Source organism: Streptomyces sp. GbtcB6, from assembly GCF_019091475.1.
In the GTDB taxonomy this organism is placed as follows: domain Bacteria; phylum Actinomycetota; class Actinomycetes; order Streptomycetales; family Streptomycetaceae; genus Streptomyces; species Streptomyces hyaluromycini.
Genome location: NZ_JAGXJL010000070.1, coordinates 1 through 20,935, shown reverse-complemented (window position 1 = coordinate 20,935; position 20,935 = coordinate 1). Strand labels below are relative to the sequence as shown.

At 71.0% G+C, this 20,935-nt stretch carries 21 protein-coding genes and 1 riboswitch; of the genes, 8 read left to right on the top strand and 13 right to left on the bottom strand.

Annotated features, from left to right (window positions below; genetic code table 11):
* Positions 1-62: 62 nt before the first annotated feature.
* Positions 63-962: a hypothetical protein gene (locus KVT45_RS49190; protein WP_254648480.1), complete on the bottom strand. Its 900-nt coding sequence runs from the start codon at positions 960-962 to the stop codon at positions 63-65.
* A gap of 164 nt (positions 963-1,126) precedes the next feature.
* Here KVT45_RS49190 and KVT45_RS49185 point away from each other — a divergent pair, with 164 nt between their 5' ends.
* The 3 genes from KVT45_RS49185 to KVT45_RS49175 all read left to right on the top strand — a co-directional run bounded on the left by KVT45_RS49185 (position 1,127) and on the right by KVT45_RS49175 (position 5,309).
* On the top strand, positions 1,127-1,633 hold the full coding sequence (locus KVT45_RS49185) for a GNAT family N-acetyltransferase (protein WP_217559738.1): 507 nt from the start codon (positions 1,127-1,129) through the stop codon (positions 1,631-1,633).
* Between the two features lie 35 nt (positions 1,634-1,668).
* Positions 1,669-1,811: riboswitch (cobalamin riboswitch) on the top strand.
* 124 nt (positions 1,812-1,935) lie between these two features.
* Positions 1,936-4,296 carry a ribonucleoside-diphosphate reductase subunit alpha gene (locus KVT45_RS49180; protein ID WP_217559736.1) on the top strand — a complete coding sequence of 787 codons (2,361 nt, stop codon included), beginning with the start codon at positions 1,936-1,938 and terminating at the stop codon, positions 4,294-4,296.
* Entirely contained in the window at positions 4,296-5,309 is a 1,014-nt protein-coding gene (locus KVT45_RS49175) for a ribonucleotide-diphosphate reductase subunit beta (protein ID WP_217559727.1), read from the top strand. The genes KVT45_RS49180 and KVT45_RS49175 overlap by 1 nt, the downstream gene beginning before the upstream one ends.
* On the opposite strand, the gene KVT45_RS49170 is transcribed toward KVT45_RS49175, so the two are convergent.
* Positions 5,222-5,464, bottom strand: a complete 243-nt coding sequence (locus KVT45_RS49170; protein ID WP_217559725.1) for a hypothetical protein — start codon at positions 5,462-5,464, stop codon at positions 5,222-5,224. The two genes, KVT45_RS49175 and KVT45_RS49170, sit on opposite strands and share 88 nt — an antisense overlap.
* Positions 5,465-5,557: 93 nt before the next feature.
* Between KVT45_RS49170 and KVT45_RS49165 the strand changes: the two genes are divergently transcribed.
* Complete coding sequence (locus KVT45_RS49165; RefSeq protein ID WP_217559723.1) at positions 5,558-6,523, top strand: helix-turn-helix domain-containing protein; 966 nt, start codon at positions 5,558-5,560, stop codon at positions 6,521-6,523.
* A 39-nt stretch (positions 6,524-6,562) separates the two neighbouring features.
* Here KVT45_RS49165 and KVT45_RS49160 read toward each other — a convergent pair whose 3' ends face one another.
* The 10 genes from KVT45_RS49160 to KVT45_RS49115 form a co-directional block, all read right to left on the bottom strand.
* Positions 6,563-7,942, bottom strand: a complete 1,380-nt coding sequence (locus KVT45_RS49160; RefSeq protein ID WP_217559721.1) for a cytochrome P450 — start codon at positions 7,940-7,942, stop codon at positions 6,563-6,565.
* Positions 7,939-9,024 (bottom strand): epi-isozizaene synthase, encoded by a 1,086-nt coding sequence (cyc1, locus tag KVT45_RS49155; RefSeq protein ID WP_217559855.1) that lies wholly within the window; start codon positions 9,022-9,024, stop codon positions 7,939-7,941. The genes KVT45_RS49160 and cyc1 overlap by 4 nt, the downstream gene beginning before the upstream one ends.
* 295 nt (positions 9,025-9,319) lie before the next feature.
* The gene (gene def / locus KVT45_RS49150) at positions 9,320-9,970 is read right to left on the bottom strand and encodes a peptide deformylase (protein WP_217559713.1); all 651 of its coding nucleotides are present in this window, start codon (positions 9,968-9,970) and stop codon (positions 9,320-9,322) included.
* A gap of 123 nt (positions 9,971-10,093) precedes the next feature.
* Complete coding sequence (locus tag KVT45_RS49145) at positions 10,094-11,074, bottom strand: hypothetical protein (RefSeq protein WP_217559847.1); 981 nt, start codon at positions 11,072-11,074, stop codon at positions 10,094-10,096.
* A gap of 114 nt (positions 11,075-11,188) precedes the next feature.
* Positions 11,189-12,535, bottom strand: coding sequence for an HD-GYP domain-containing protein (locus KVT45_RS49140; protein WP_254648477.1), 1,347 nt, complete (start codon positions 12,533-12,535; stop codon positions 11,189-11,191).
* Positions 12,535-13,890: an HD-GYP domain-containing protein gene (locus tag KVT45_RS49135; protein WP_217559705.1), complete on the bottom strand. Its 1,356-nt coding sequence runs from the start codon at positions 13,888-13,890 to the stop codon at positions 12,535-12,537. Before KVT45_RS49135 ends, KVT45_RS49140 begins: the two co-directional genes overlap by 1 nt.
* A 138-nt stretch (positions 13,891-14,028) precedes the next feature.
* Positions 14,029-14,364, bottom strand: coding sequence for a mycothiol system anti-sigma-R factor (gene rsrA / locus KVT45_RS49130; protein WP_217559703.1), 336 nt, complete (start codon positions 14,362-14,364; stop codon positions 14,029-14,031).
* Positions 14,361-15,044, bottom strand: coding sequence for an RNA polymerase sigma factor SigR (gene sigR, locus KVT45_RS49125; RefSeq protein WP_189267612.1), 684 nt, complete (start codon positions 15,042-15,044; stop codon positions 14,361-14,363). The genes rsrA and sigR overlap by 4 nt, the downstream gene beginning before the upstream one ends.
* 256 nt (positions 15,045-15,300) lie before the next feature.
* The gene (locus tag KVT45_RS49120) at positions 15,301-15,933 is read right to left on the bottom strand and encodes an alpha/beta family hydrolase (protein ID WP_217559694.1); all 633 of its coding nucleotides are present in this window, start codon (positions 15,931-15,933) and stop codon (positions 15,301-15,303) included.
* Between the two features lie 9 nt (positions 15,934-15,942).
* A complete protein-coding gene (locus KVT45_RS49115) occupies positions 15,943-16,758 on the bottom strand; it encodes an SOS response-associated peptidase (RefSeq protein WP_217559692.1) in 816 nt (271 codons plus the stop codon).
* 104 nt (positions 16,759-16,862) lie between these two features.
* Here KVT45_RS49115 and KVT45_RS49110 point away from each other — a divergent pair, with 104 nt between their 5' ends.
* The 4 genes from KVT45_RS49110 to KVT45_RS49095 all read left to right on the top strand — a co-directional run bounded on the left by KVT45_RS49110 (position 16,863) and on the right by KVT45_RS49095 (position 20,557).
* Complete coding sequence (locus tag KVT45_RS49110; protein WP_217559690.1) at positions 16,863-17,585, top strand: M50 family metallopeptidase; 723 nt, start codon at positions 16,863-16,865, stop codon at positions 17,583-17,585.
* Positions 17,586-17,805: 220 nt separating this feature from the next.
* Positions 17,806-19,134, top strand: a complete 1,329-nt coding sequence (gene aroA, locus KVT45_RS49105; RefSeq protein WP_217559682.1) for a 3-phosphoshikimate 1-carboxyvinyltransferase — start codon at positions 17,806-17,808, stop codon at positions 19,132-19,134.
* 12 nt (positions 19,135-19,146) lie between these two features.
* Positions 19,147-20,157 carry a ribosome small subunit-dependent GTPase A gene (gene rsgA, locus KVT45_RS49100; RefSeq protein ID WP_217559680.1) on the top strand — a complete coding sequence of 337 codons (1,011 nt, stop codon included), beginning with the start codon at positions 19,147-19,149 and terminating at the stop codon, positions 20,155-20,157.
* 76 nt (positions 20,158-20,233) lie between these two features.
* A complete protein-coding gene (locus KVT45_RS49095) occupies positions 20,234-20,557 on the top strand; it encodes a multidrug efflux SMR transporter (protein ID WP_089098868.1) in 324 nt (107 codons plus the stop codon).
* A 28-nt stretch (positions 20,558-20,585) separates the two neighbouring features.
* Here the strand turns inward: KVT45_RS49095 and KVT45_RS49090 are convergent.
* Positions 20,586-20,935: oligopeptide/dipeptide ABC transporter ATP-binding protein (locus KVT45_RS49090; RefSeq protein ID WP_368857569.1), on the bottom strand; the 350-nt coding region annotated here is incomplete at its 5' end.

Sequence of the window (20,935 nt, the reverse complement as noted above, 5' to 3'; positions counted from 1 at the left end):
CCGCAGCGGGCCGCCGGGAGAACCTCCCTCGGCGGCCCGCTTTCGGCTTTCCCCCGACGTCGCTACTCCCGCGTCCGCCGAGCCATCTCATCCCAGAACCGGTCCAGTTCGCGGACCCGCATGCCGACCCAGCGCAGAAGGGCCTCCTCCAGGCCGTCGGCGAGGACGACCGGCTTGTCGTCGGCGAGGAGCCGCTGCCAGACCCGGTCGGTCTTGGAGCGCGCCAGGATGCCCTTGGGCGCCTCGTCGGCGAAGCGGCGCCTGGCCAGGAGTTCGAAGTTCAGGTCCGCTCCGTCCGCCGCATCCCGGAGCCGGATCGGCACCGGGACGGCATTCTGGTGGGCCAGGAGTTCGGCGAGCCGTACGAGGACGGCGGTCTTGCCGGCGCCGACGCCGCCGACCAGCAGATAGGGCCGACGCGTGTCGCGCTCCCGCAGCCGTTCGGCGATGACCTGCGCGACCTCGTCCCGGCCCACGATCTCGGCGGTGTCGGGGCCGGCGGTGGGCACCAGTTTGCGGGGATCCCGCAGCGCCTTGGCGGGGTAACGCCGTTTGGTCCACCGGTACCACCAGAACAGGAACAGTGTGGCGGCGAGGGAGGCGGCGAGGACCGGACCGACGAACTTGAAGACGGTGTCGAACCCCACGTTGTTCTGCCGCCATCGCTCGAACCAGGTCGTACCGCCCGTGAAGAGGATGTACAGCCCCTCGACGACCCAGGCGAGCAGTGCCAGCGCGGCGACGATCCAGATCGCCCTGGTGACGTTGGCGTAGGAGACCCATCGGTGCCACTTCCTGGGGCGGGTGACACCGCGGCGGGCCTCCAGACGGATCGTCAGGGTGTGCCAGCGGCCCAGGAGACCGTGTCCGACCCGGTTGCCCGCGCGTCGCAGGTCCAGAGTCGCCATCGGCGCGTCGCGCGGTAGCTCCTTGCCGGGCGGGTGACGGACGACCCTCGTCATGGTGCCTTCTCCTTACGCGTTCCCGGAGTGGTTCACGGAACGGAGGACGCGCGGGCACCGGCACCTCCCTCCACGGAATCACTCCCGGCACAGCCCGCAACCCGGGCGCCCCACCGGGGAAATCGGGAGGTTTCCGCATGCGGGAGTCCGGCAGACTCGGGGCCATGGACATCGTGATACGACGGGCGGAGCCCGGTGAGTACGAGCCCCTCGGTGAGATCACCGCCCAGGCCTACCTCCGGGACGGCCTCCTCGACTACGGCGAGGGCGACGAGTACCTGCCGGTGCTGAAGGACGTGGCGAGCCGGGCGGCAGCCGCCGACGTGCTCGTGGCCGTGGACGGCGAAGGACTCCTCGGCGGAGTCACCTTCGTCGCCGGCCCCGGCCCGGTCGCCGACATCGCCCGCCCCGGCGAAGCCGAGATCAGGGCGCTCGCGGTCGCACACGAGGCCCGCGGCCGAGGCGCCGGCGAGGCACTCGTCCGTGCCTGCATCGACCGTGCACGGGCCACCGAGGGCTGCACGGCCGTCGTTCTCTCGAGCCAGCGAAGCATGCACGCCGCCCACCGCATCTACGAACGTCTGGGCTTCGTCCGCACACCAGAACGGGACTGGAATCCCGTGCCGCACCTGGACGACATCACTCTGCTCACCTATCAGTTGACGCTCTGACACCGCCGCGACACAACATCTGGGGGTGACGCGACGACCCGGCACTAGATGTATGCTCATGCTCGCTGTCGCCACAGGGGAATCCGGTGCGAATCCGGAACTGTCCCGCAACGGTGTACTTGTGCATGTTCGTGCACAGGAGTCAGTCCGAGGACCTGCCGACAGCACGCCCAGCCACCCGGCGAGGGCGTTCTGACGTCCGGGCCTCGTGGAGTGGGCCAGGGTCTCGACGCGTGCCCGCGTGCGCTCGTGCTGCCCCCTGCCCTCCGCCAGGCCCCGTGCCCAGCGAGGGAGAGCCCCACGTGACCATCGCGCCAGCCGACCCGGCTTCAGCGACCATCTCCGTGGAAGAGGACGGTCCCGGTACCGCGCTGCTGCGGACCCTGGCCGAGCTGACCGCCGACCTCCCCGACGCCGACCCCGGCCGGGTCGCCGCCGCCGCGCTGCGCGGCCGGTCGGCCCGGGCCGACGAGGCGGAGTTGCGCGAGCTGGCCACCGAGGCCGCCGCCGGTCTCATCTCCGAGGATCCCGCCTACTCCAGGCTCGCCGCCCGGCTGCTGACGGTCTCCGTCCGTGCCGAGGCCGCCTCGCAGGGCGTGACGTCCTTCACCGAGTCCGTCGCCGTGGGGCACCGGGAGGGGCTCATCGCCGACCGGACCGCCGAGTTCGTACGGCTGCACGCGGCCCGCCTCGACGCCCTCGTCGACCCCGCCGCCGACGACCGCTTCGGCTACTTCGGCCTGCGTACCCTGCACAGCCGGTACCTGCTCCGGCACCCGATCACCCGCAAGGTCGTCGAGACCCCCCAGCACTTCATGCTCCGGGTCGCCGCCGGCCTGGCGGAGGACGACACCGCCCGCGCCCTGGACGAAGTCGCCGCGCTCTACGGCCTGATGAGCCGCCTCGACTACCTCCCGTCCTCCCCCACCCTCTTCAACTCCGGCACCCGGCACCCCCAGATGTCGTCCTGCTACCTCCTCGACTCCCCGAAGGACGAGCTGGACTCCATCTACGACCGCTACCACCAGGTCGCCCGGCTCTCGAAGCACGCCGGCGGCATCGGTCTTTCGTACAGCCGCATCCGCTCCCGCGGGTCCCTCATCCGCGGCACCAACGGGCACTCCAACGGCATCGTGCCGTTCCTGAAGACCCTCGACGCCTCGGTCGCCGCCGTGAACCAGGGCGGCCGGCGCAAGGGCGCGGCCGCGGTCTACCTGGAGACCTGGCACTCCGACATCGAGGAGTTCCTGGAGCTGCGCGACAACACCGGCGAGGACGCCCGCCGTACGCACAACCTGAACCTCGCGCACTGGGTGCCGGACGAGTTCATGCGCCGGGTGAACGCCGACGAGCTGTGGTCCCTCTTCTCCCCCGCCGACGTGCCGGAGCTGGTGGACCTGTGGGGCGCCGAGTTCGACGCGGCCTACCGGGCGGCGGAGGACAAGGGCCTCGCGCGCAAGACCATCCCGGCCCGTGACCTGTACGGCCGGATGATGCGCACCCTCGCGCAGACCGGCAACGGCTGGATGACCTTCAAGGACGCGGCCAACCGCACCGCGAACCAGACGGCCCTGCCCGGTCACGTCATCCACTCCTCCAACCTCTGCACGGAGATCCTGGAGGTCACGGACGACGGCGAGACGGCGGTCTGCAACCTCGGTTCGGTCAGCCTCGGTGCCTTCGTCGACACGGCGAGCGGTGACATCGACTGGGAGCGGCTGGACGAGACGGTCCGCACCGCCGTCACCTTCCTCGACCGGGTCGTGGACATCAACTTCTACCCGACCGAGCAGGCGGGCCGGTCGAACGCCAGGTGGCGGCCGGTCGGGCTGGGCGCGATGGGCCTCCAGGACGTCTTCTTCAAACTGCGCCTGCCCTTCGACTCCCCCGAGGCCAAGGCACTCTCCACCCGGATCGCCGAGCGGATCATGCTCGCCGCGTACGAGGCCTCCGCCGACCTCGCCGAGCGCAGCGGCCCGCTGCCGGCCTGGGAGAAGACCCGCACCGCGCGGGGCGTGCTGCACCCCGACCACTACGGCGTCGAGTTCACCTGGCCGGAGCGCTGGGCGGCGCTGCGCGCGCGGATCGCCACCACCGGCCTGCGCAACAGCCTGCTGCTCGCCATCGCGCCGACGGCCACCATCGCGTCCATCGCCGGTGTCTACGAGTGCATCGAGCCGCAGGTCTCGAACCTCTTCAAGCGCGAGACGCTCTCCGGTGAGTTCCTCCAGGTCAACTCCTACCTGGTGCAGGACCTCAAGGACCTCGGCGTCTGGGACACCCGCACCCGCGAGGCGCTGCGCGAGGCCAACGGCTCGGTGCAGGACTTCGCGTGGATCCCGGAGGACGTACGACGGCTCTACCGCACGGCGTGGGAGATCCCGCAGCGCGGACTGATCGACATGGCCGCCGCCCGGACCCCGTACCTGGACCAGGCCCAGTCCCTGAACCTCTTCCTGGAGACGCCGACCATCGGCAAGCTCTCCTCGATGTACGCGTACGCCTGGAAGTCGGGCCTGAAGACGACGTACTACCTGCGCTCGCGCCCTGCGACCCGGATCGCCCGCGCGGCCCAAGCCACTGTCCCCGTGCAGCAGACGGCTCCCGAGGACGCCGTCGCCTGCTCCCTGGAAAACCCCGAGTCCTGCGAGGCCTGCCAGTAATGTCCGCCCGTAACCAGAATCTCCTCGACCCCGGCTTCGAGCTGACTCTCCGCCCCATGCGCTACCCGGACTTCTACGAGCGCTACCGGGACGCCATCAAGAACACCTGGACCGTGGAGGAGGTCGACCTCCACTCGGACGTGGCCGACCTCGCGAAGCTCACGCCCGCCGAGCAGCACATGATCGGCCGCCTGGTCGCCTTCTTCGCGACGGGCGACTCGATCGTGGCGAACAACCTGGTGCTGACGCTGTACAAGCACATCAACTCCCCGGAGGCGCGCCTGTACCTGTCGCGCCAGCTCTTCGAGGAGGCCGTGCACGTCCAGTTCTATCTGACCCTGCTGGACACCTACCTCCCCGACCCGGACGACCGCGCCGCCGCGTTCGCCGCCGTGGAGAACATCCCCTCCATCCGCGAGAAGGCCGAGTTCTGCTTCAAGTGGATGGACTCGGTGGACAACCTGGACCGCCTGGAGTCCAAGGCCGACCGCCGCCGCTTCCTGCTCAACCTGATCTGCTTCGCCGCGTGCATCGAGGGCCTGTTCTTCTACGGTGCCTTCGCGTACGTCTACTGGTTCCGCAGCCGGGGTCTGCTGCACGGTCTCGCCACCGGCACCAACTGGGTGTTCCGTGACGAGACGATGCACATGAGCTTCGCGTTCGAGGTCGTCGACACCGTCCGCAAGGAGGAGCCGGAGCTCTTCGACGACGAGCTCCGGCAGCAGGTCACCGACATGCTGCGGGAGGCCGTCGAGGCGGAGCTGCAGTTCGGCCGGGACCTGTGCGGTGACGGTCTGCCGGGCATGAACACCGACTCGATGCGCCAGTACCTGGAGTGCGTCGCCGACCAGCGGCTCGGCCGCCTCGGCTTCGCCCCGGTGTACGGCTCGGAGAACCCGTTCTCCTTCATGGAGCTCCAGGGCGTTCAGGAGCTGACGAACTTCTTCGAGCGGCGCCCGTCCGCGTACCAGGTGGCGGTGGAGGGCACCGTCGACCTGGACGAAGACTTCTGAGCCTCCCGCTCCCCGCGGTCCTCATGGGCCTCCCTGATCTGCCGGTCGATGCGCCGGTCGCGCACGATGCCGAGCACGGACGGGAGGGCCATGAGGACCAGGATGCCGAGGACCAGGACCATTCCGATGAGACCTTCGATCTGGTTTCCGTTCATGGACACCAGTCTCACGCCGGACGCTCCTTACCGTGAGTGGCAGCACTGCCACACACCCTCGAATTACTGCCAGCGACGAGGCACACTGGCAGCATGCTGACGAACGTGGCCACAGTGCTTCTCGACGGTGTGCACCCCTTCGAGCTCGGAGTGGTCTGCGAGGTCTTCGGCCTCGACCGCTCCGACGAGGGGCTGCCGGTGTACGACTTCGCGGTGGTCTCGGCGGAGGGGCCGGCGCTCGGCACCCATGTGCCCGGCCTCACCGTCTCCACGCCGTACGGCATCGACCGCCTCGAGGAGGCGGATCTGATCGCGGTGCCGGCCTCGGACGCCAACGTCGCCCGGGACTACCCGCCCGAGCTGCTCGACGCGCTGCGCCGGGCGGTGGACCGGGGGGCCAGGGTGCTCAGCGTCTGCTCCGGCGTCTTCGTGCTCGGCGCGGCCGGGCTGCTGGACGGGCGCCGGTGTGCCGTGCACTGGCGGCACGCGGACCTGCTGGCCCGCCGCTTCCCGCGGACCCGGGTCGAGCCGGACGTGCTGTACATCGACGAGGACCCGGTGATCACCTCGGCGGGCACCTCGGCCGGTATCGACGCCTGCCTGCACATCGTGCGCAAGGAGCAGGGCCCGGAGGTGGCGGCGAAGATCGCCCGGCGGATGGTGGTGCCCCCGCACCGGGACGGCGGCCAGGCCCAGTACATCGAGCGTCCGCTGCCGGAGGGCCCCTGCGACACGGTCGGCGGGGTGCTGGCCTGGATGACGGAGCACCTCGACGAGGAGGTCACCGTCGAACAGCTGGCCGCCCGCGCCCTGATGGCCCCGCGCACCTTCGCCCGCCGCTTCCAGCAGGAGACCGGCACCACGCCGTACCGCTGGATCCTGCGGCAACGGGTGCTGCTGGCACAGGAGTTGCTGGAGGGGACGGACGAGACGATGGACGCCATCGCGGGCCGGACCGGCTTCGGGACGGCGGCCGCGCTGCGGCACCAGTTCGTGCGGTCGCTGGGTACGACGCCGAACGCCTACCGGCGCGCGTTCCGGGGCCCTGAGGCCGCCTGAGCGCGCGCCGGTATCAGGCGTGACCCGCCGGTCGGCAGGTCACCAGGGCACGGGTGCGAGCAGCAGCCGGTGCGGGCGCAGGGTGATGCCCACCCGGGTGGTGTCGTTCGATCCGGCGACCTGTTCGAAGCGGTACTTGGCACACAGGGCCGCTGTGATCAGGCTGAGCTGGGTCATGGAGAAGTGGTCGCTGGGGCACTTGCGGTTGCCGACGCTGAAGGGGCTCATGGCGTACTTGGGCACGTCCTTGGCCCGCTCCGGCAGCCAGCGGTCCGGGTCGAAGTCGAGGTGCCCGGCGTAGGAGTGCGGGTCGCGCTGGATGGCGTAGGGGCTGTAGACGATGTCGGCCCCGGCCGGAATGCGATAGCCGCCGAGCTCGGTGTCGGCCTTGGCGCGCCGCGTCAATATCCATACGGCGGGCCGCAAACGCATCGCCTCGACGACGACATTGTTGGTGTGCGTGAGCCGGCGAACGTGCTCAAAACCAACCGGCTGACCGCCCGTCACCGATTCGACCTCGGTCCGTACCCTCTCGGCGTGTTCCGGGTGTTCGGCGAGCACCTGGAGCAGCCACATGATCGTGGAGGCGACTGTTTCGCTGCCGGGGGTGAGTATCGCGACCACCTGGTCGTGGATCTCCTGTTCCCCGATGGGGTCGCCATTCTCGTCCTTCGCCGCCAGCAATGCCGTCAGCAAATCGTCCGGCTTTTGACCAGATGCCCGGCGCTCGGCGACGATCTCGTCGACGAGGAGATGCAAATCGGCCAGCGCCCGGTTGAATTCGCGGTTGGCCGGCAACGGCAGCCGGTACAGCGGGCCGAGCGGTACGACCATCCGCCGGTACATACCCCGGAAGACGCTCGCGAGGTCGACGCTGAGGCGCTCCGCGCGCTCGTCCATGTACTCGCCGCGCAGCAGGCAGCGGGCGGCGATGCGGACGGCGACCCGGAAGGACTCCGAGGTGCAGTCGACGGTGGCGCCGGGCTGCCAGCGCTCGGTCAGCGCGTGCGCCTCCTCCTCCATGACCGGCCCGTAGTCCGGGATCGCGGAGAGGTTGAACGCGGGCTGGATGGTGCGGCGCTGGCGCCGGTGGCGGGGGCCGTTGGCGGTGGCCACGCCCTCCTTGCCGAGCAGCCCCTCCAGGGACTCCCACAGCGGGCCGGCGATGACGAAGTCGGGGTTCAGGGCGAGGGCGCCGGTGAGCTCCGGGGTGGTGACGGCGTACACCTCCTTGGGGCCGAGCCTGAGGCGCACCATGTCGCCGTGGGCACGCAGTCGGGACATGAAGGCGAGCGGGTCGCGGACCAGCCGCCAGCCGTGCCCGAGGACCGGCACACCGCCGCCGGCGAGGGGCGGTACGCGCAGTCGACTGTGTTCGGAAGCCTCCGAGGTCGCGGGGTTCACGGACTCGACGGTCATTTCTCACCTGCCGCTTCGTTGTTGACGTACGGGGGCGTGGACCGGTCGTCCCAGCTGTCGACCATGTAACGGCCGGATTCGTGGTGGAACCAGTAGACGGAACTGAACCAGTTCCGCATATTGCCGACACAGGCCGTGACGGCGGCGCCGAGTTCTTTTCCGCGCACGGTGCCGTCGTCGAGCCGATCGGCGAACAGCAGCGCGGTCCGCTCGGCCACCAGGAATTCGCGAATGCATTCCTCGACGCGTCGCCTGATTTCCTCGACCGCCTGTTCCAGACTCATTCCCTCATGGGTGACGAGACTGATTCCGAGATTGTGCACCTCGTCGCCCGCTATTTCCTTCGGCAGCGAGCACAGGTCGTTGTACCAGGCGGCGAATTCCTGGCTGAGCAGCGCCGGCCGGCGGTAGGCCGGGTTTTTCCGCACGGCGTCCGGGAGTTCGGTCCCGGCGCTCGGCTCCAGCAGGTCCGTCCATATCCAGTGGGCGAAGGTGAGGCGCCGCAGGGCCAGGTATTCCTCGACCCCGGGAACGTATCCCGACCTACGGTTGCGGAACTCGCGGTCGTAGGCCTCGACCACCGCGTGGAAGTGCCGGGCGAAGCGCTGGTTCCAGGTCACCGGCATGAACGAGTACAGCCGCGCGACGCTGTCGGCGAACCCCGCGACCAGGGTGTCCGGGTGGTGCAGGTGGTGCAGGGGCGCGTCGAGAGCCGCGTGCAGCCGGAACCGCAGCCGCCGCCAGTCGGCCGGCCTGCCGTGCACGACGTCACGGTCGTGCCGGTCGTCCCAGACGAAGAACCAGGCGCTGTAGTCGCATATCGCCTGGATGACCTCGTCGGACGCACCCAGGTAGTACCCCGCCATGAGGTCGGTGTAGCAAAGGCCGTCGGCATATTCCTGTACCTTGTCGGCCGGCATCAGCCGCTTTTCCAGCAGCCAGAGGCGGGTCTTCTCCTGTAGCTGTGGCCAATACGGATGCAGTTGCCGGGGAAACTCGGCCTCGATCAACGGGAGGGCGAGTTGTGGTGGAACCGCGACCGCCGTCGGCGTCGATGTGGTGCTGTGTGGGAAAGCATGCACGAACAAACCCCTCTCAGCCGAGCCAGGTGCGCACGCCCCTCCCGCTGTGCCGGGCGTGCGCCGTTGCGTATCCCCGCAGTTCCCATTCAGCACCACAACTGACCGGTCTGGGAACGGATTTGCTTCACTCACTACCCCACAGTGCCGAGAATCTCCCCTTGTGTGACTGATTAAGGATCGCTAGGGGTGCACAAAGGATCGAATGTACGACGCACAGACGAGCGAGTCCGACCGAACATGACGAACGCCTGGTCGGAAGGTTCCCGACCAGGCGTCACACCCGTGCTTCTCCGTCTCAGTCGTTGGCGACCACGGGGTAGCGTGGCTCGTTCTCGGCCATCTGCCGCAGCGCGTCCTTGCGCTCGCGCTTGGAGAGCCGGTCGATGTACAGGTAGCCGTACAGGTGGTCGGTCTCGTGCTGCAAACACCGAGCGAAGTAGCCGGTGCCGCGCACCTTGATCGGGTTGCCCTTCTCGTCCTGCCCGGTGACCTCGGCGTAGTCGGGCCGGGCGAGCGGGGCGTAGGCGGTGGGCACCGACAGGCACCCTTCGTTGCTGTCGTCCAGCCGCCGCTTGTCCGCCGGCAGGTCGACCAGCTTCGGGTTGCAGACGACACCCACGTGCCGGGCGCCCGCGTCGTCCTGGCAGTCGTAGACGAAGACCTTCAGGTCGACGCCGATCTGGTTGGCGGCGAGGCCGACGCCCTCGGCGGTCCGCTGACTCGCGAACATGTCGGCGACGAGCTGGTCCAGCTCCGCCCCGAACTCGGTGACGTCCTTGCACTCCTTGTGCAGCACCGGGTTCCCGACGACGGTGATGGGCCGCGAGGTCCCCCGCTCACGCCAGGCGTTCTCGCGCTCCTCGGTCCCCTCGGTGTCGACGACGAAGCCCTCGTCATCCACGGGGAGCACGCCCACGTGCTGCTGATCGGTGTCCTGCTGGGCCATGACCGACGTAAGCCTTCCTAGGTAAAACGGGGGTGATGTTGCAGGTACAGGGTACGTGTCTGTTTTTAGGGGCGCGGGGAACTGCGCGAGCAACCACTCACGACCCGCAGCGATCCACCGGCCTCAGCAGACCTCTTCCAAATCCCGCCAATCCCTGGAATCAGGGCTGTCCGCAACCCACCCGTCCAGCAACCCCCTCACCAGCGCGGCCGGCGCAGCCACCCCGCACTCCCGCTCCGGCACCCACAGCTGCCCGTCCGTCCGGTGCCCCAGCGGCCCCGGATGCCCCGGCTCACTGTGGTCGTGGGGATCGAGGTGCACCCCGTCCCCCTCGTCGGACGGCATCCGCGACTCCGAGCACATCCGGCACAGCAACCGCACCGAGGAGGACCAGTCCTCCGCCGCGAACCCGGCATCCCCGGCCAGCTGCTCCAGCGCGTCCCGGTCCGACTCGGTCGCGGCCTCCAGCAGCACCACCCAGGTCGGCACCGGCGACGGCGCCCACAGCTCGATCTCGTCGAAGACGGGATACGCGTGCCCGGTCGCCGTGGTCCGCTCGCCGTGCGGCACCCCGTCGTGGAGGACGACCTCGCCCCAGCGCCGCCCGGACGAGGGAAGCGGAATGGACTGCACCTCGATACGGGCGGGGTCCAGCCGCCGCCCCCACACCACCTCGGCCTCCCCTTCCGGGGACAGCCGTACGGCGGCACTGCCCAGGTCCATGCCGTCCGGCTCACCGGACACGGTGGCGCCGCCCGGCACCCGCAGCCCGTACGCCTGCCAGGCCCGCCGGGCCAGCGGCCAGTCCTGCAGCGCGGTCGCCGCGATGCCCACGTTCCACCAGTCGGGCGCCCCGGTCTCCCGGTCAAGGAGGGCCACCGCCCGCAGCCCGGCCGCCCGCGCCTGCTCCCAGTCGTGCCGGAACTTGTGCAGCAGGGCGAGGTTGAACCAGGACTCCGACAGCCAGGGTTCCAGGTCGGCGGCACGTGTCAGCAGCTCGCCCGCGTCCTCGTACCGGCCGTCGCCGATCAGCGTGAACGCGCGGTCGGTGGCCTGCCGCCAGGAGGCGGAGGGCCGGTGCCTTCCTTTGCCGAAGATCCTCACGATTCCCGCCTGCCAGTTCCATTTCCGCACAGTGGGCTGGCTTGTGCCCCCGGACATCACCCTCTCCTTCGCATCCAACCACGTACGACGGGAGGGCCGCTCATTACCCATGGGTTACCCAGCCGCGCGCAAGGTCAGACAGTCCTTGGAGAGCACGCGTGCCAGCGACTCCACGACCTCGGGAGCGTAGTCCCCCGCGGTGGCCAGGCGTAACTCCTCCAGCGCTGTCAGCGGCCCGCCGGGCCCGGAATCGCGGGCCTTCTCCTCGTAGGCGTTGACGGCCCGCACGATCCGCGCGGCGACCGGCTGCTCCCGGTACGGGTCGGCCTGCCGCTCCACGACCACGGCGACCACCGCGTCCACCCCGGTCTGCCGTACGACGGCCCCGCCGAGCAGGGCTATCCGCCGCTGCTCCGCCGCCGGCAGCCCGGCGGTGGCCCCGGCGGGCACCGGGTCGACGAGACTGAGCTGGCCGATGTCGTGCATCAGCGCCGCGTACTCCAGCACGGTGAGCTCCGCTTGGGACAGCCCCAGGTCCCGCCCGACGGCCTGGCTCAGCGTGGCCACCCGGCGGGCGTGCCCGGCCGGGGTGTACCCCGCTATCTCGGTGGCGCGGGCGAGGGAGGCGATGGTCTGCCGGTAGGTGGCCCGGACGGCCGCGTACCGGCGCAGGGACAGCTGGGTGAGGAGCAGGGGCAGACAGAAGACGGGCAACGCCCACAGCCCCACGACGGCGACGGCCAGCGCCATCACCGCCCCGGTGGCGCAGACGGCGGACCCGATGCCGAGCAGCCCGCGCAGCTCGTCCCGCAGCAGCGGCCCGAACGGCCACCCCGTGCGGGAGTGGGCCTGCCCGGCGGCGAGCACGGCGTCGCACAGCGCGGTGAGCACGAGCAGCGCGACGAGCAGCAGCGCGTACGCCGGTCCGCCCCACTGCTCCAACACGCCCCTGCTGTAGAGGGGTTGGAAGCAGACGGCGGCGAAGCCGACGGTGAGGACGCGGCGGGCGAGATGGTCGAGGGTGGGCCGCCGCCCGCCGGCTATGTGCGGGACGCTGCCGAGCAGCGAGGCCGCGCAGACGACGGTGACGACCTGGAAGGCCCCGTCGTGGGTGGCCACCCCGGCATGGGCGCCGAGCAGGGCGTAGGCGAGCCCGCCGGCGGCCCCCAGCGGGGCGGCCTCCCGCACCTCGGCGCCGGTCCACCGGGCCCACTCCCCGATGCCGACGAGCACACCGAAGGCGAGGGCGATGCCGCGGTCGTCGAGGCCTTCCCAGAGGGTGCCGGCGAGACAGCCGAGGGCGAGGAGCAGGGCGGCGAGACGGATGGTCCCGAGCGCGGCGGGACGACGGCAGCCGGGTCCCGGGGCCGGACCGGCGGAGCCGTGGCCGACGGAGCCGCTGCTCGCCTGTGCGGAGCCGCTGCCGGCCTGTCCCGGGGCGAACGCCGGCTCACCGGACATCACAGGGCACCTCGCCCGACGCTTTCGCGGTCGCCGCCCGGCGGACCGGAGACGGACGGGTCGGACGCGTCGGCAGGGTCGGACGGGTGGACGTCGGCGGTGACCGCGGGGTCCCAGCCGTGCCTGGCCAGCGCTCGCGTCAGGGCGTCGACGACCCCCGCGTCGAAGTGCCGGCCGGCACACCGTCGTAACTCCGCCACCGCGACGGCCACCGGCCGGGCCCGGCTGTAGGAGCGGGTCGACGTCATCGCGTCGAAGGCGTCGGCGACGGCGACCACACGGGCGGATTCCGGGATCTGGGTGCCCACCAGTCCGTAGGGGTAGCCGCTGCCGTCGATGCGCTCGTGGTGGTGCAGGATCGCCGCGCGGGCCTCGCCGAGGAAGGAGATCCCGCGCACCATCTCGTGGCCGTACTCGGGATGCAGTTCGATGATCCGCCGCTCCTCCGGGGTGAGCGGCCCGTTCTTGCGGAGCAGCCGGGTGGGCACACCCAGCTTTCCCACGTCGTGGAGGATGCCGGCGAAGCGGAGCACCTCCACCCGGTCGTCGTCCATGCCCAGCTCGCGGGCGATCATCACGGAGGCCTGTCCGACCCGCTCGCTGTGCCCGCGGGTGTACCCGTCCTTGATGTCGACGGCCTGGACGAGCGCGCGGATGGTGGCCTGGTGGGCGGCGCGCTCCCGGTGGTACTGGGCGAACACCCACCAGGACACGCACATCGGCAGCAGGACGAGCAGCGCGGCGACGGGACCGTAGGGGCTGCGCCAGAGCACGGCCATCATCAGCCCCGCCAGCCCGTGCACCCCGACCGGGGCGAGGGAGCGGGACAGCAGACCTCGCCAGGCCCGGCGTACCGGAACCCGCTCGGCAACCGCGAGGATCCCGCCGTCCAGCAGGGCGAGAACCGCGCAGAAGGCCAGCACGGCCGCGCCGCAGGGCAGCAGTGCGTACGGGAAGTCGGAGTCCACCACCGCGTCCCGCCCGCCCAGCGCCCAGTGCACGCGCCCCGCGCCCCACACGGCGAGCGCCAGCTCGGCCGCCCGCCAGGTCCGGCGCAGCGCCTGCGGGCGTTGCTCGGCGCGCGAGAGCAGCGCACCCGGCAGCGGTACGAGCGCCGCGGCCGGCGGTGGCAGCAGGAAGGCGGCGGCGAGCAGCACCGGGTAGAAGGTGCCGCCGAGACGGCGCCGTACGACGTGCTCGCAGGCCGCGTACAGCGCGGCGAGGAGCACGACGGCCCACCACGGCGTGACGGCCCACCACGGCGTACGGATGCCCGGCAGGGGCAGTGCAGAGAGCAGGGCGGCGAGGGCGACGCAGGTCACGTACGCGCGTACCCGTGCCGGAACCGCCTCCATCTCGCCCCTCCCCCGACCATGCCCGTCCAGGCTCCGGAGCCTAGGGCGGGAGCCGGAGGGTCCGGGGGCTTATGACCGGAGGATTAGCACGTTCGGGTGACGGGACACCGGGGCGGGAACGGCCCGGGGCCGCCGGGGTCAGCTCTCCGGTGCGACCGGAGTGACCTGTACGGCCGGAGCGGCCTGGGCAGCCGTGACGTCGTGTTCCGGGACGGTCTGGCCCGAGCGGATCAGATCCAGCCGCCCGAGCACCTTGGCCCGCAGGTCACTGGGCACGTCGTCATGCCCGCAGCACCGCTTGACCAGCTTCTTCACGGCCTGCTCCAGCCCGTACTTCTCGAGGCAGGGAGAGCACTCGTCGAAGTGCTGCCTGAACTTGACGCGATCGACGTCCGGCATCTCACTGTCGAGGAACTCGTACAGATGATCGAGTACCTCACTGCAGTCCGTCTCGTGCGGCTCTCCGCAGCTCATGAGCCCGAGCCTTTCGCTTCGTTCGACTCTCCGGCACCGGCCGGGACGAGCCCGCGCTCACGCGCGTAGTCCTCCAGCATGCCGCGCAGTTGACGGCGGCCCCGGTGCAGCCGGGACATCACCGTACCGATGGGCGTCCCCATGATGTCCGCGATCTCCTTGTACGCAAAGCCCTCGACGTCGGCGAGATAGACGGCGATGCGGAATTCCTCGGGGATCGCCTGCAGCGCTTCCTTCACGTCCGAGTCGGGCAGGTGGTCGAGCGCCTGCGACTCCGCGGAGCGCAGACCGGTCGACATGTGCGACTCGGCGCGGGCGAGCTGCCAGTCCTCGATCTCCTCGGCCGCGGAGCGCTGGGGTTCGCGCTGCTTCTTGCGGTACGAGTTGATGAAGGTGTTCGTGAGAATGCGGTACAGCCAGGCCTTGAGGTTGGTGCCCTCGCGGAACTGGTGGAAGGACGCGTACGCCTTGGCGTAGGTCTCCTGCACCAGGTCCTCGGCGTCGGCCGGGTTGCGGGTCATGCGCAGCGCGGCCGAGTACATCTGGTCGAGGAATTCGAGCGCGTCCCGTTCGAAGCGCGCGGTGCGCTCCGAGGTCGACTCCGCGCTGACGCCCTGGCCCTCGGGCAGCTCCGCCTGGCCGTTGTCGGTCCCTGCGTCGGTACCGGTGACCGGACCCACCTCCTCAAGTTCCCGGGCAGGACCGAAACCGATCCCACTCGTCTCGGAGGATAGAACACGACCCGTGCCTGCCGCCGCTCGAATAGGAGCGGTCTTGGCCGCGTGCAGCACCGACCAGTCCAGGTCAACGCGGCTGTCGCGGCTCGGGCAGATGGTCGAACCCATGCGGCGGACTTCCTCTCCTTCGGCGTCGGCGCTGGTGCCCCAGCACTTCTGTCCGCCTCAACAGTGGTCCGTCGCACAACATTCCCGGGCGTTACCCGAGCGCCACGGTCCACGCGAGGACCGCGTCCGTGATGATGGTCACTGCCCGTTCCTGCCCGATCTCCGCACGTTTGGGCACCGCGAACCCGTGATCGCCGCCCGGCACCTCGACGAGTTCGTACGCCCCGTCCGGGAACTCGGCCGGCTTCCCGAACGGGTCGTTCCCGCCCTGCACGACGAGCGTGGGCACCCCGGCCCCCAGCAGTTCCCCGGCCCGCGACTTCTCCGGCCTTCCCGGCGGGTGCAGCGGGAAACTGAGGGCGAGGACGGCGGCCGCCCCCAGCTCCGTCGCCGTACGGCAGGCGACCCGGGCTCCGGCGCTGCGCCCGCCCGACACCACCGGGAGCCCCGGCGCGGCGAGCGCGGGCCACACCCCCCGCCAGCCCACGTCGAGCGTCTTCGGCGCGGGCGCGACCTTCTTCCCGGCGACCCGCCAGGGCTGCTCGACGAGCGCGACGGTCACGCCGTGCTCCGGCAGGACCGCTGCGATCGCCTGGAGATCCCGTGCCTCGATGCCACCGCCCGCCCCATGGCTGACGGCGAGCACCAGCCGCGCCTGCTCCGCCTCGTGCCAGGTGATGCGGGCGTCCCCCGCCTCCGTACCGACGATCTTCGCTGTGGTCACACCCGAAGGCTAGAAGAGAGTGCCCTCCTCGGGCCCCTCCAGCTCCGTCAGCAGCTCCGGGCCGTTGTTGCGGACGTTGCTGACCGCCGTGGAGACCGGGTAGGCCCGCATCAGGCCCTCCGGCGGCGGGGCGAGCAGCGAGCGCAGGTCCTCGACGTCCGTCCGGGCCGGGTCGAGCCAGGCGTCCCACCGGTCGGGCGTCAGCATCAGCGGCATCCGGGGGTGGATGTCGGTCAGGGAGCGCGGCCCCTCGGCGGGCGCCACGGCCAGCGGCGCGGTCTCCGCCTCCGTGGTGATCACCGAGCAGGTCGCCCACCAGGCCAGCGGGTGCTCGTCGGGGAGCGTACGGTCGCGCCAGAACTCGTACAGCCCGGCCATCGCGAACACCGAGCCGTCGGCCGGGAGCACGAAGTACGGCTGCTTGCGCGGCCGCTTCTTCTTCCCCTCGACCTCCAGGTCCCGCTCCTCCTTCGCCGTGACCCACTCGTAGTAGCCGTCGGCGGGCAGGATGCAGCGGCGGGCGGCGAAGGCGCGGCGGTACGACGGCTTCTCGTGCACGGTCTCGGCCCGCGCGTTGATCATCCGGGCTCCGCCCTCGGGCGACTTGGCCCAGGAGGGCACCAGACCCCACTTGAGCCTGCGCAGCTGGCGAACCGGACGGCGGTCGTCGGCGTCTTTCAACGGACGGTCGAGAACGGCGTAGACCTCCTTGGTCGGAGCCACGTTGTAGTCCGGCCCCAGGGTCTCCTCGGGCTCCCACTTCTCTATTTCAAAGACTCCTGCGAGATCCTCGGGCCTACGACTGGATGCATACCGTCCGCACATACGTGCAACACTGCCAGGCCCACCCGTCGCCCGACCACCACCCCCCAACGACGGCGCTACGCGCCGACACCTTCCGACTGACCAGAGGGAGCAACCGCCGCACCATGGACAGCATCGCCGCCCTCGCGCTGCCCGACCTCTGGGACCGTTTGACGGGCACCCAGTCCGATCCCGATCTCTGGGTGGTGCTCGCGACCCTGGCCGCCGCGCTCGCGGTGGTCGTCCGGCACAACCTGTGGCGGATATCCCGCAACGCCATCACGATCGCCCACGAGGGCGGCCACGGCCTGACCGCCCTGCTCACCGGCCGCCAGCTCACCGGCATCCGGCTGCACTCCGACACCAGCGGCCTCACGCTCAGCCGGGGCAAGCCGCACGGCATCGGCATGATCCTCACGGCGGCGACGGGCTACACGGCTCCCCCGCTGCTCGGCCTGGGCGGCGCGGCCCTCCTCGGTGCCGGCCGCATCACCCTCCTGCTCTGGCTCGCCACCGCCCTGCTCGTCGTGATGCTGGTGATGATCCGCAACGCGTACGGCGTCCTGACGGTGTTCCTGACGGGCGGCACCTTCCTGCTGGTGTCCTGGCTGGCGGGCCCCCAGGTACAGGCGGCGTTCGCGTACGCCGTGGTGTGGTTCCTGCTGCTGGGCGGAGTCCGCCCGGCCTTCGAACTGCAGGCGAAGCGATCCCGCGGCGGCGCCGGCGACTCGGACGCGGACCAGCTGTCGAGGCTGACCCATCTCCCGGCGGGCGTATGGCTGTTCCTGTTCCACACGGTGTCCCTGTGCTCACTGATCGGCGGCGGACGCTGGCTGCTCGGGATGTGACCAGCACATAGCGGCCGACGGCACCACAGCCAACCCAAAGGGGCGCGGAGCTGTATTCAGCCGACAGCACCACAGCCGCCCCAAAGGGGCGCGGGGAACTGCGCGCTCAGCCCCCACGGCGCCGCACCCGACCACCGGCCTCCCCGCGAAGCGGCGCCGCACCCGACCACCGGCCGCCCGCCCACCGGCTCATACCGCCCCCTGCCACTAAAGTGACCCCATGGCCGCAAACCCCACCGCACCAACCGCCCTCTGGCCCGCCCCCCACGCGCGGGGAGCCGTCGACGCCACGGTTCACGTGCCGGGGTCCAAGTCGGTCACCAACCGCGCCCTCGTCCTCGCCGCCCTCGCCTCCGAGCCGGGCTGGCTGCGCCGCCCCCTCCGCTCCCGCGACACCCTGCTGATGGCCGGCGCCCTGCGCGCGATGGGCGTCGGCATCGACGAGGGCGTGGGCCCCGACGGCTCCGGCGAGGCCTGGCGGGTGATCCCCGCAGGGCTCCGCGGCCCCGCCACCGTCGACGTCGGCAACGCCGGCACGGTGATGCGCTTCCTCCCGCCCGTCGCCACCCTCGCCGCAGGCGACATCCGCTTCGACGGCGACCCCCGCTCCTACGAGCGCCCCCTGCACGGCGTGATCGACGCCCTGCGCGTCCTCGGCGCCCGGATCGACGACGACAGCCGGGGCGCGCTCCCGCTGACCGTGCACGGCGGCGGCGCGCTGGACGGCGGCCCGGTGTCCATCGACGCCTCGTCCTCCTCCCAGTTCGTGTCGGCCCTTCTCCTCTCGGGCCCGCGCTTCAACCAGGGCGTCGAGGTCCGCCACACCGGCCGGAGCCTCCCCTCCCTCCCCCACATCCGGATGACCGTCGACATGCTGCGCGCGGTCGGCGCCCAGGTGGACACCCCGGAGTCGGGCGGCGAGCCGAACGTCTGGCGGGTCACCCCGGGCGCCCTGCTCGGCCGGGACCTCACCGTCGAGCCGGACCTCTCGAACGCCCAGCCGTTCCTCGCCGCGGCCCTGGTGACGGGCGGCAGGGTGCTGATCCCGGACTGGCCGTCCCGGACGACCCAGCCGGGCGACCGGCTGCGCGAGATCTTCACCGAGATGGGTGGTTCCTGCGAACTGACCGAGTACGGCCTGGAGTTCACCGGCTCGGGCCGGATCCACGGCATCGATGTCGACCTGGGTGACGTCGGCGAGCTGACCCCCGGCATCGCGGCGGTCGCCGCCCTCGCGGACACCCCCTCCACGCTGCGCGGGGTCTCCCACCTCCGGCTGCACGAGACGGACCGGCTGGCCGCGCTCACCAAGGAGATCAACGAGCTCGGCGGTGACGTCACCGAGACCGCCGACGGCCTGCGCATCCGCCCGCGCAAGCTGCACGGCGGCGTCTTCCACACCTACGAGGACCACCGCATGGCGACGGCCGGTGCGATCATCGGCCTGGCCGTGGCCGACGTGCAGATCGAGAACGTGGCGACGACGGCGAAGACCCTGCCGGACTTCCCCGACCTGTGGACCGGGATGCTCGGGAGCGACGGGGCCTAGGGGCGTACGACCATGCGCCGCTACGGCAAGCACACCGACGAGGACGACATCCGCAGCCGTCCCAACCGCAAGGGCACCCGGCCCCGGACGAACATCCGCCCCGCACACGAGGACGCCGCCGAGGGAATGGTCCTCACCGTGGACCGGGGCCGCCTGACCTGCCTGGTCGAGGACCGTACGGTCCTGGCGATGAAGGCCCGCGAGCTGGGCCGCAAGGCGGCGGTGGTCGGCGACCGGGTGGCCCTGGTCGGCGACATGTCCGGCAAGAAGGACACCCTCGCCCGTATCGTGCGCATCGAGGACCGCACGTCCCTGCTCCGCCGTACCGCCGATGACGACGACCCGTTCGAGCGGGTGGTCGTCGCCAACGCCGACCAGCTGGCGATCGTCACGGCCCTGGCCGACCCGGAACCCCGCCCGCGGCTCATCGACCGCTGCCTGGTCGCGGCCTTCGACGGCGGCCTCACCCCGCTGCTGGTCCTGACCAAGTCGGACCTGGCCTCGCCGGACAAGCTCCTGGAGCTGTACGGCGACCTGCAGATCCCGTACGTGGTCACGAGCCGCGAGGAACTGGCGACGGGCGACGCGGCCGACCGGGTCCGGCAGCATCTCGACGGCAAGATCACGGCGTTCGTCGGCCACTCCGGCGTCGGCAAGACGACGCTGGTGAACGCCCTGGTCCCGCAGGACCGCCGCCGTTCGACCGGACATGTGAACGCGGTGACGGGCCGGGGCCGCCACACCACGACCTCCGCTCTCGCCCTCCCCCTGTCCGACGACGGCGGCTGGGTCATCGACACCCCGGGCGTCCGTTCCTTCGGCCTGGCCCACATCGACCCGTCCCGGGTGATCCTCGCGTTCCCCGACCTGGAGCCCGGCACGGTGAACTGCCCGCGTGCGTGCAGCCACGACGAGCCGGACTGCGCACTGGACGGGTGGGTCGCCGAGGGCCACGCGGACCCGGCCCGCCTGTACTCGCTGCGCCGGCTGCTGTCGACGCGGGAGCGCAAGGAAGGCGACTGACCACCGGGGTGTTTGTCATGACCCGAGTTCGGTAAGTGCATAATCGCACCGAGCTGGACATACGGGAGGACAGCACATGGCGTGGCTGCTGGTGATCGTGGCCGGGATCCTGGAGACCGGTTTCGCCGTGTGCCTCAAGCTCTCCCACGGCTTCACCCGGCTATGGCCGACGGTGGCGTTCGCGTCCTTCGCCCTGGGCAGCTTCGGCCTCCTGACCCTCTCCCTGAGAAAGCTGGACGTGGGCCCGGCGTACGCGGTGTGGACCGGCATCGGCGCGGCGGGCACGGCCATCTACGGCATGGTCTTCCTCGGCGACCTGGTCTCGACGCTGAAGCTCGTCTCGATCAGCCTGGTGATCGTGGGCGTGATCGGCCTCCAGCTGTCGGGCTCGGCCCACTGAGACGCGGCGGCCGGGCCGGGGCCCGGCCTCACACGACCGAGCGCACCCGGGGGAAGTGACAGGCGACCCCGTCCCCCTCGAACACCGGCACCTCGACGGCGCATCTCTTCCGCTCCCCCTCCGCCAGTTCCGCGTACAACGGACACCGCCCCCGGAACCGGCACCCCTCGTACCTGCGCGTGGGACTGGGCGGGTCCCCCGCCAGCAGGATCCGCGTCCGCTTCCGCTCCAGCTCCGGATCGGGCAACGGCACGGCCGACAGCAGGGCCTGTGTGTACGGATGCCGGGGCGCCGCGAACACCTCGTCCACCGGCCCGGCCTCGACCGTGCGGCCGAGATACACCACGCTCACCCTGTCGGCGATGTTCCGCACCACCG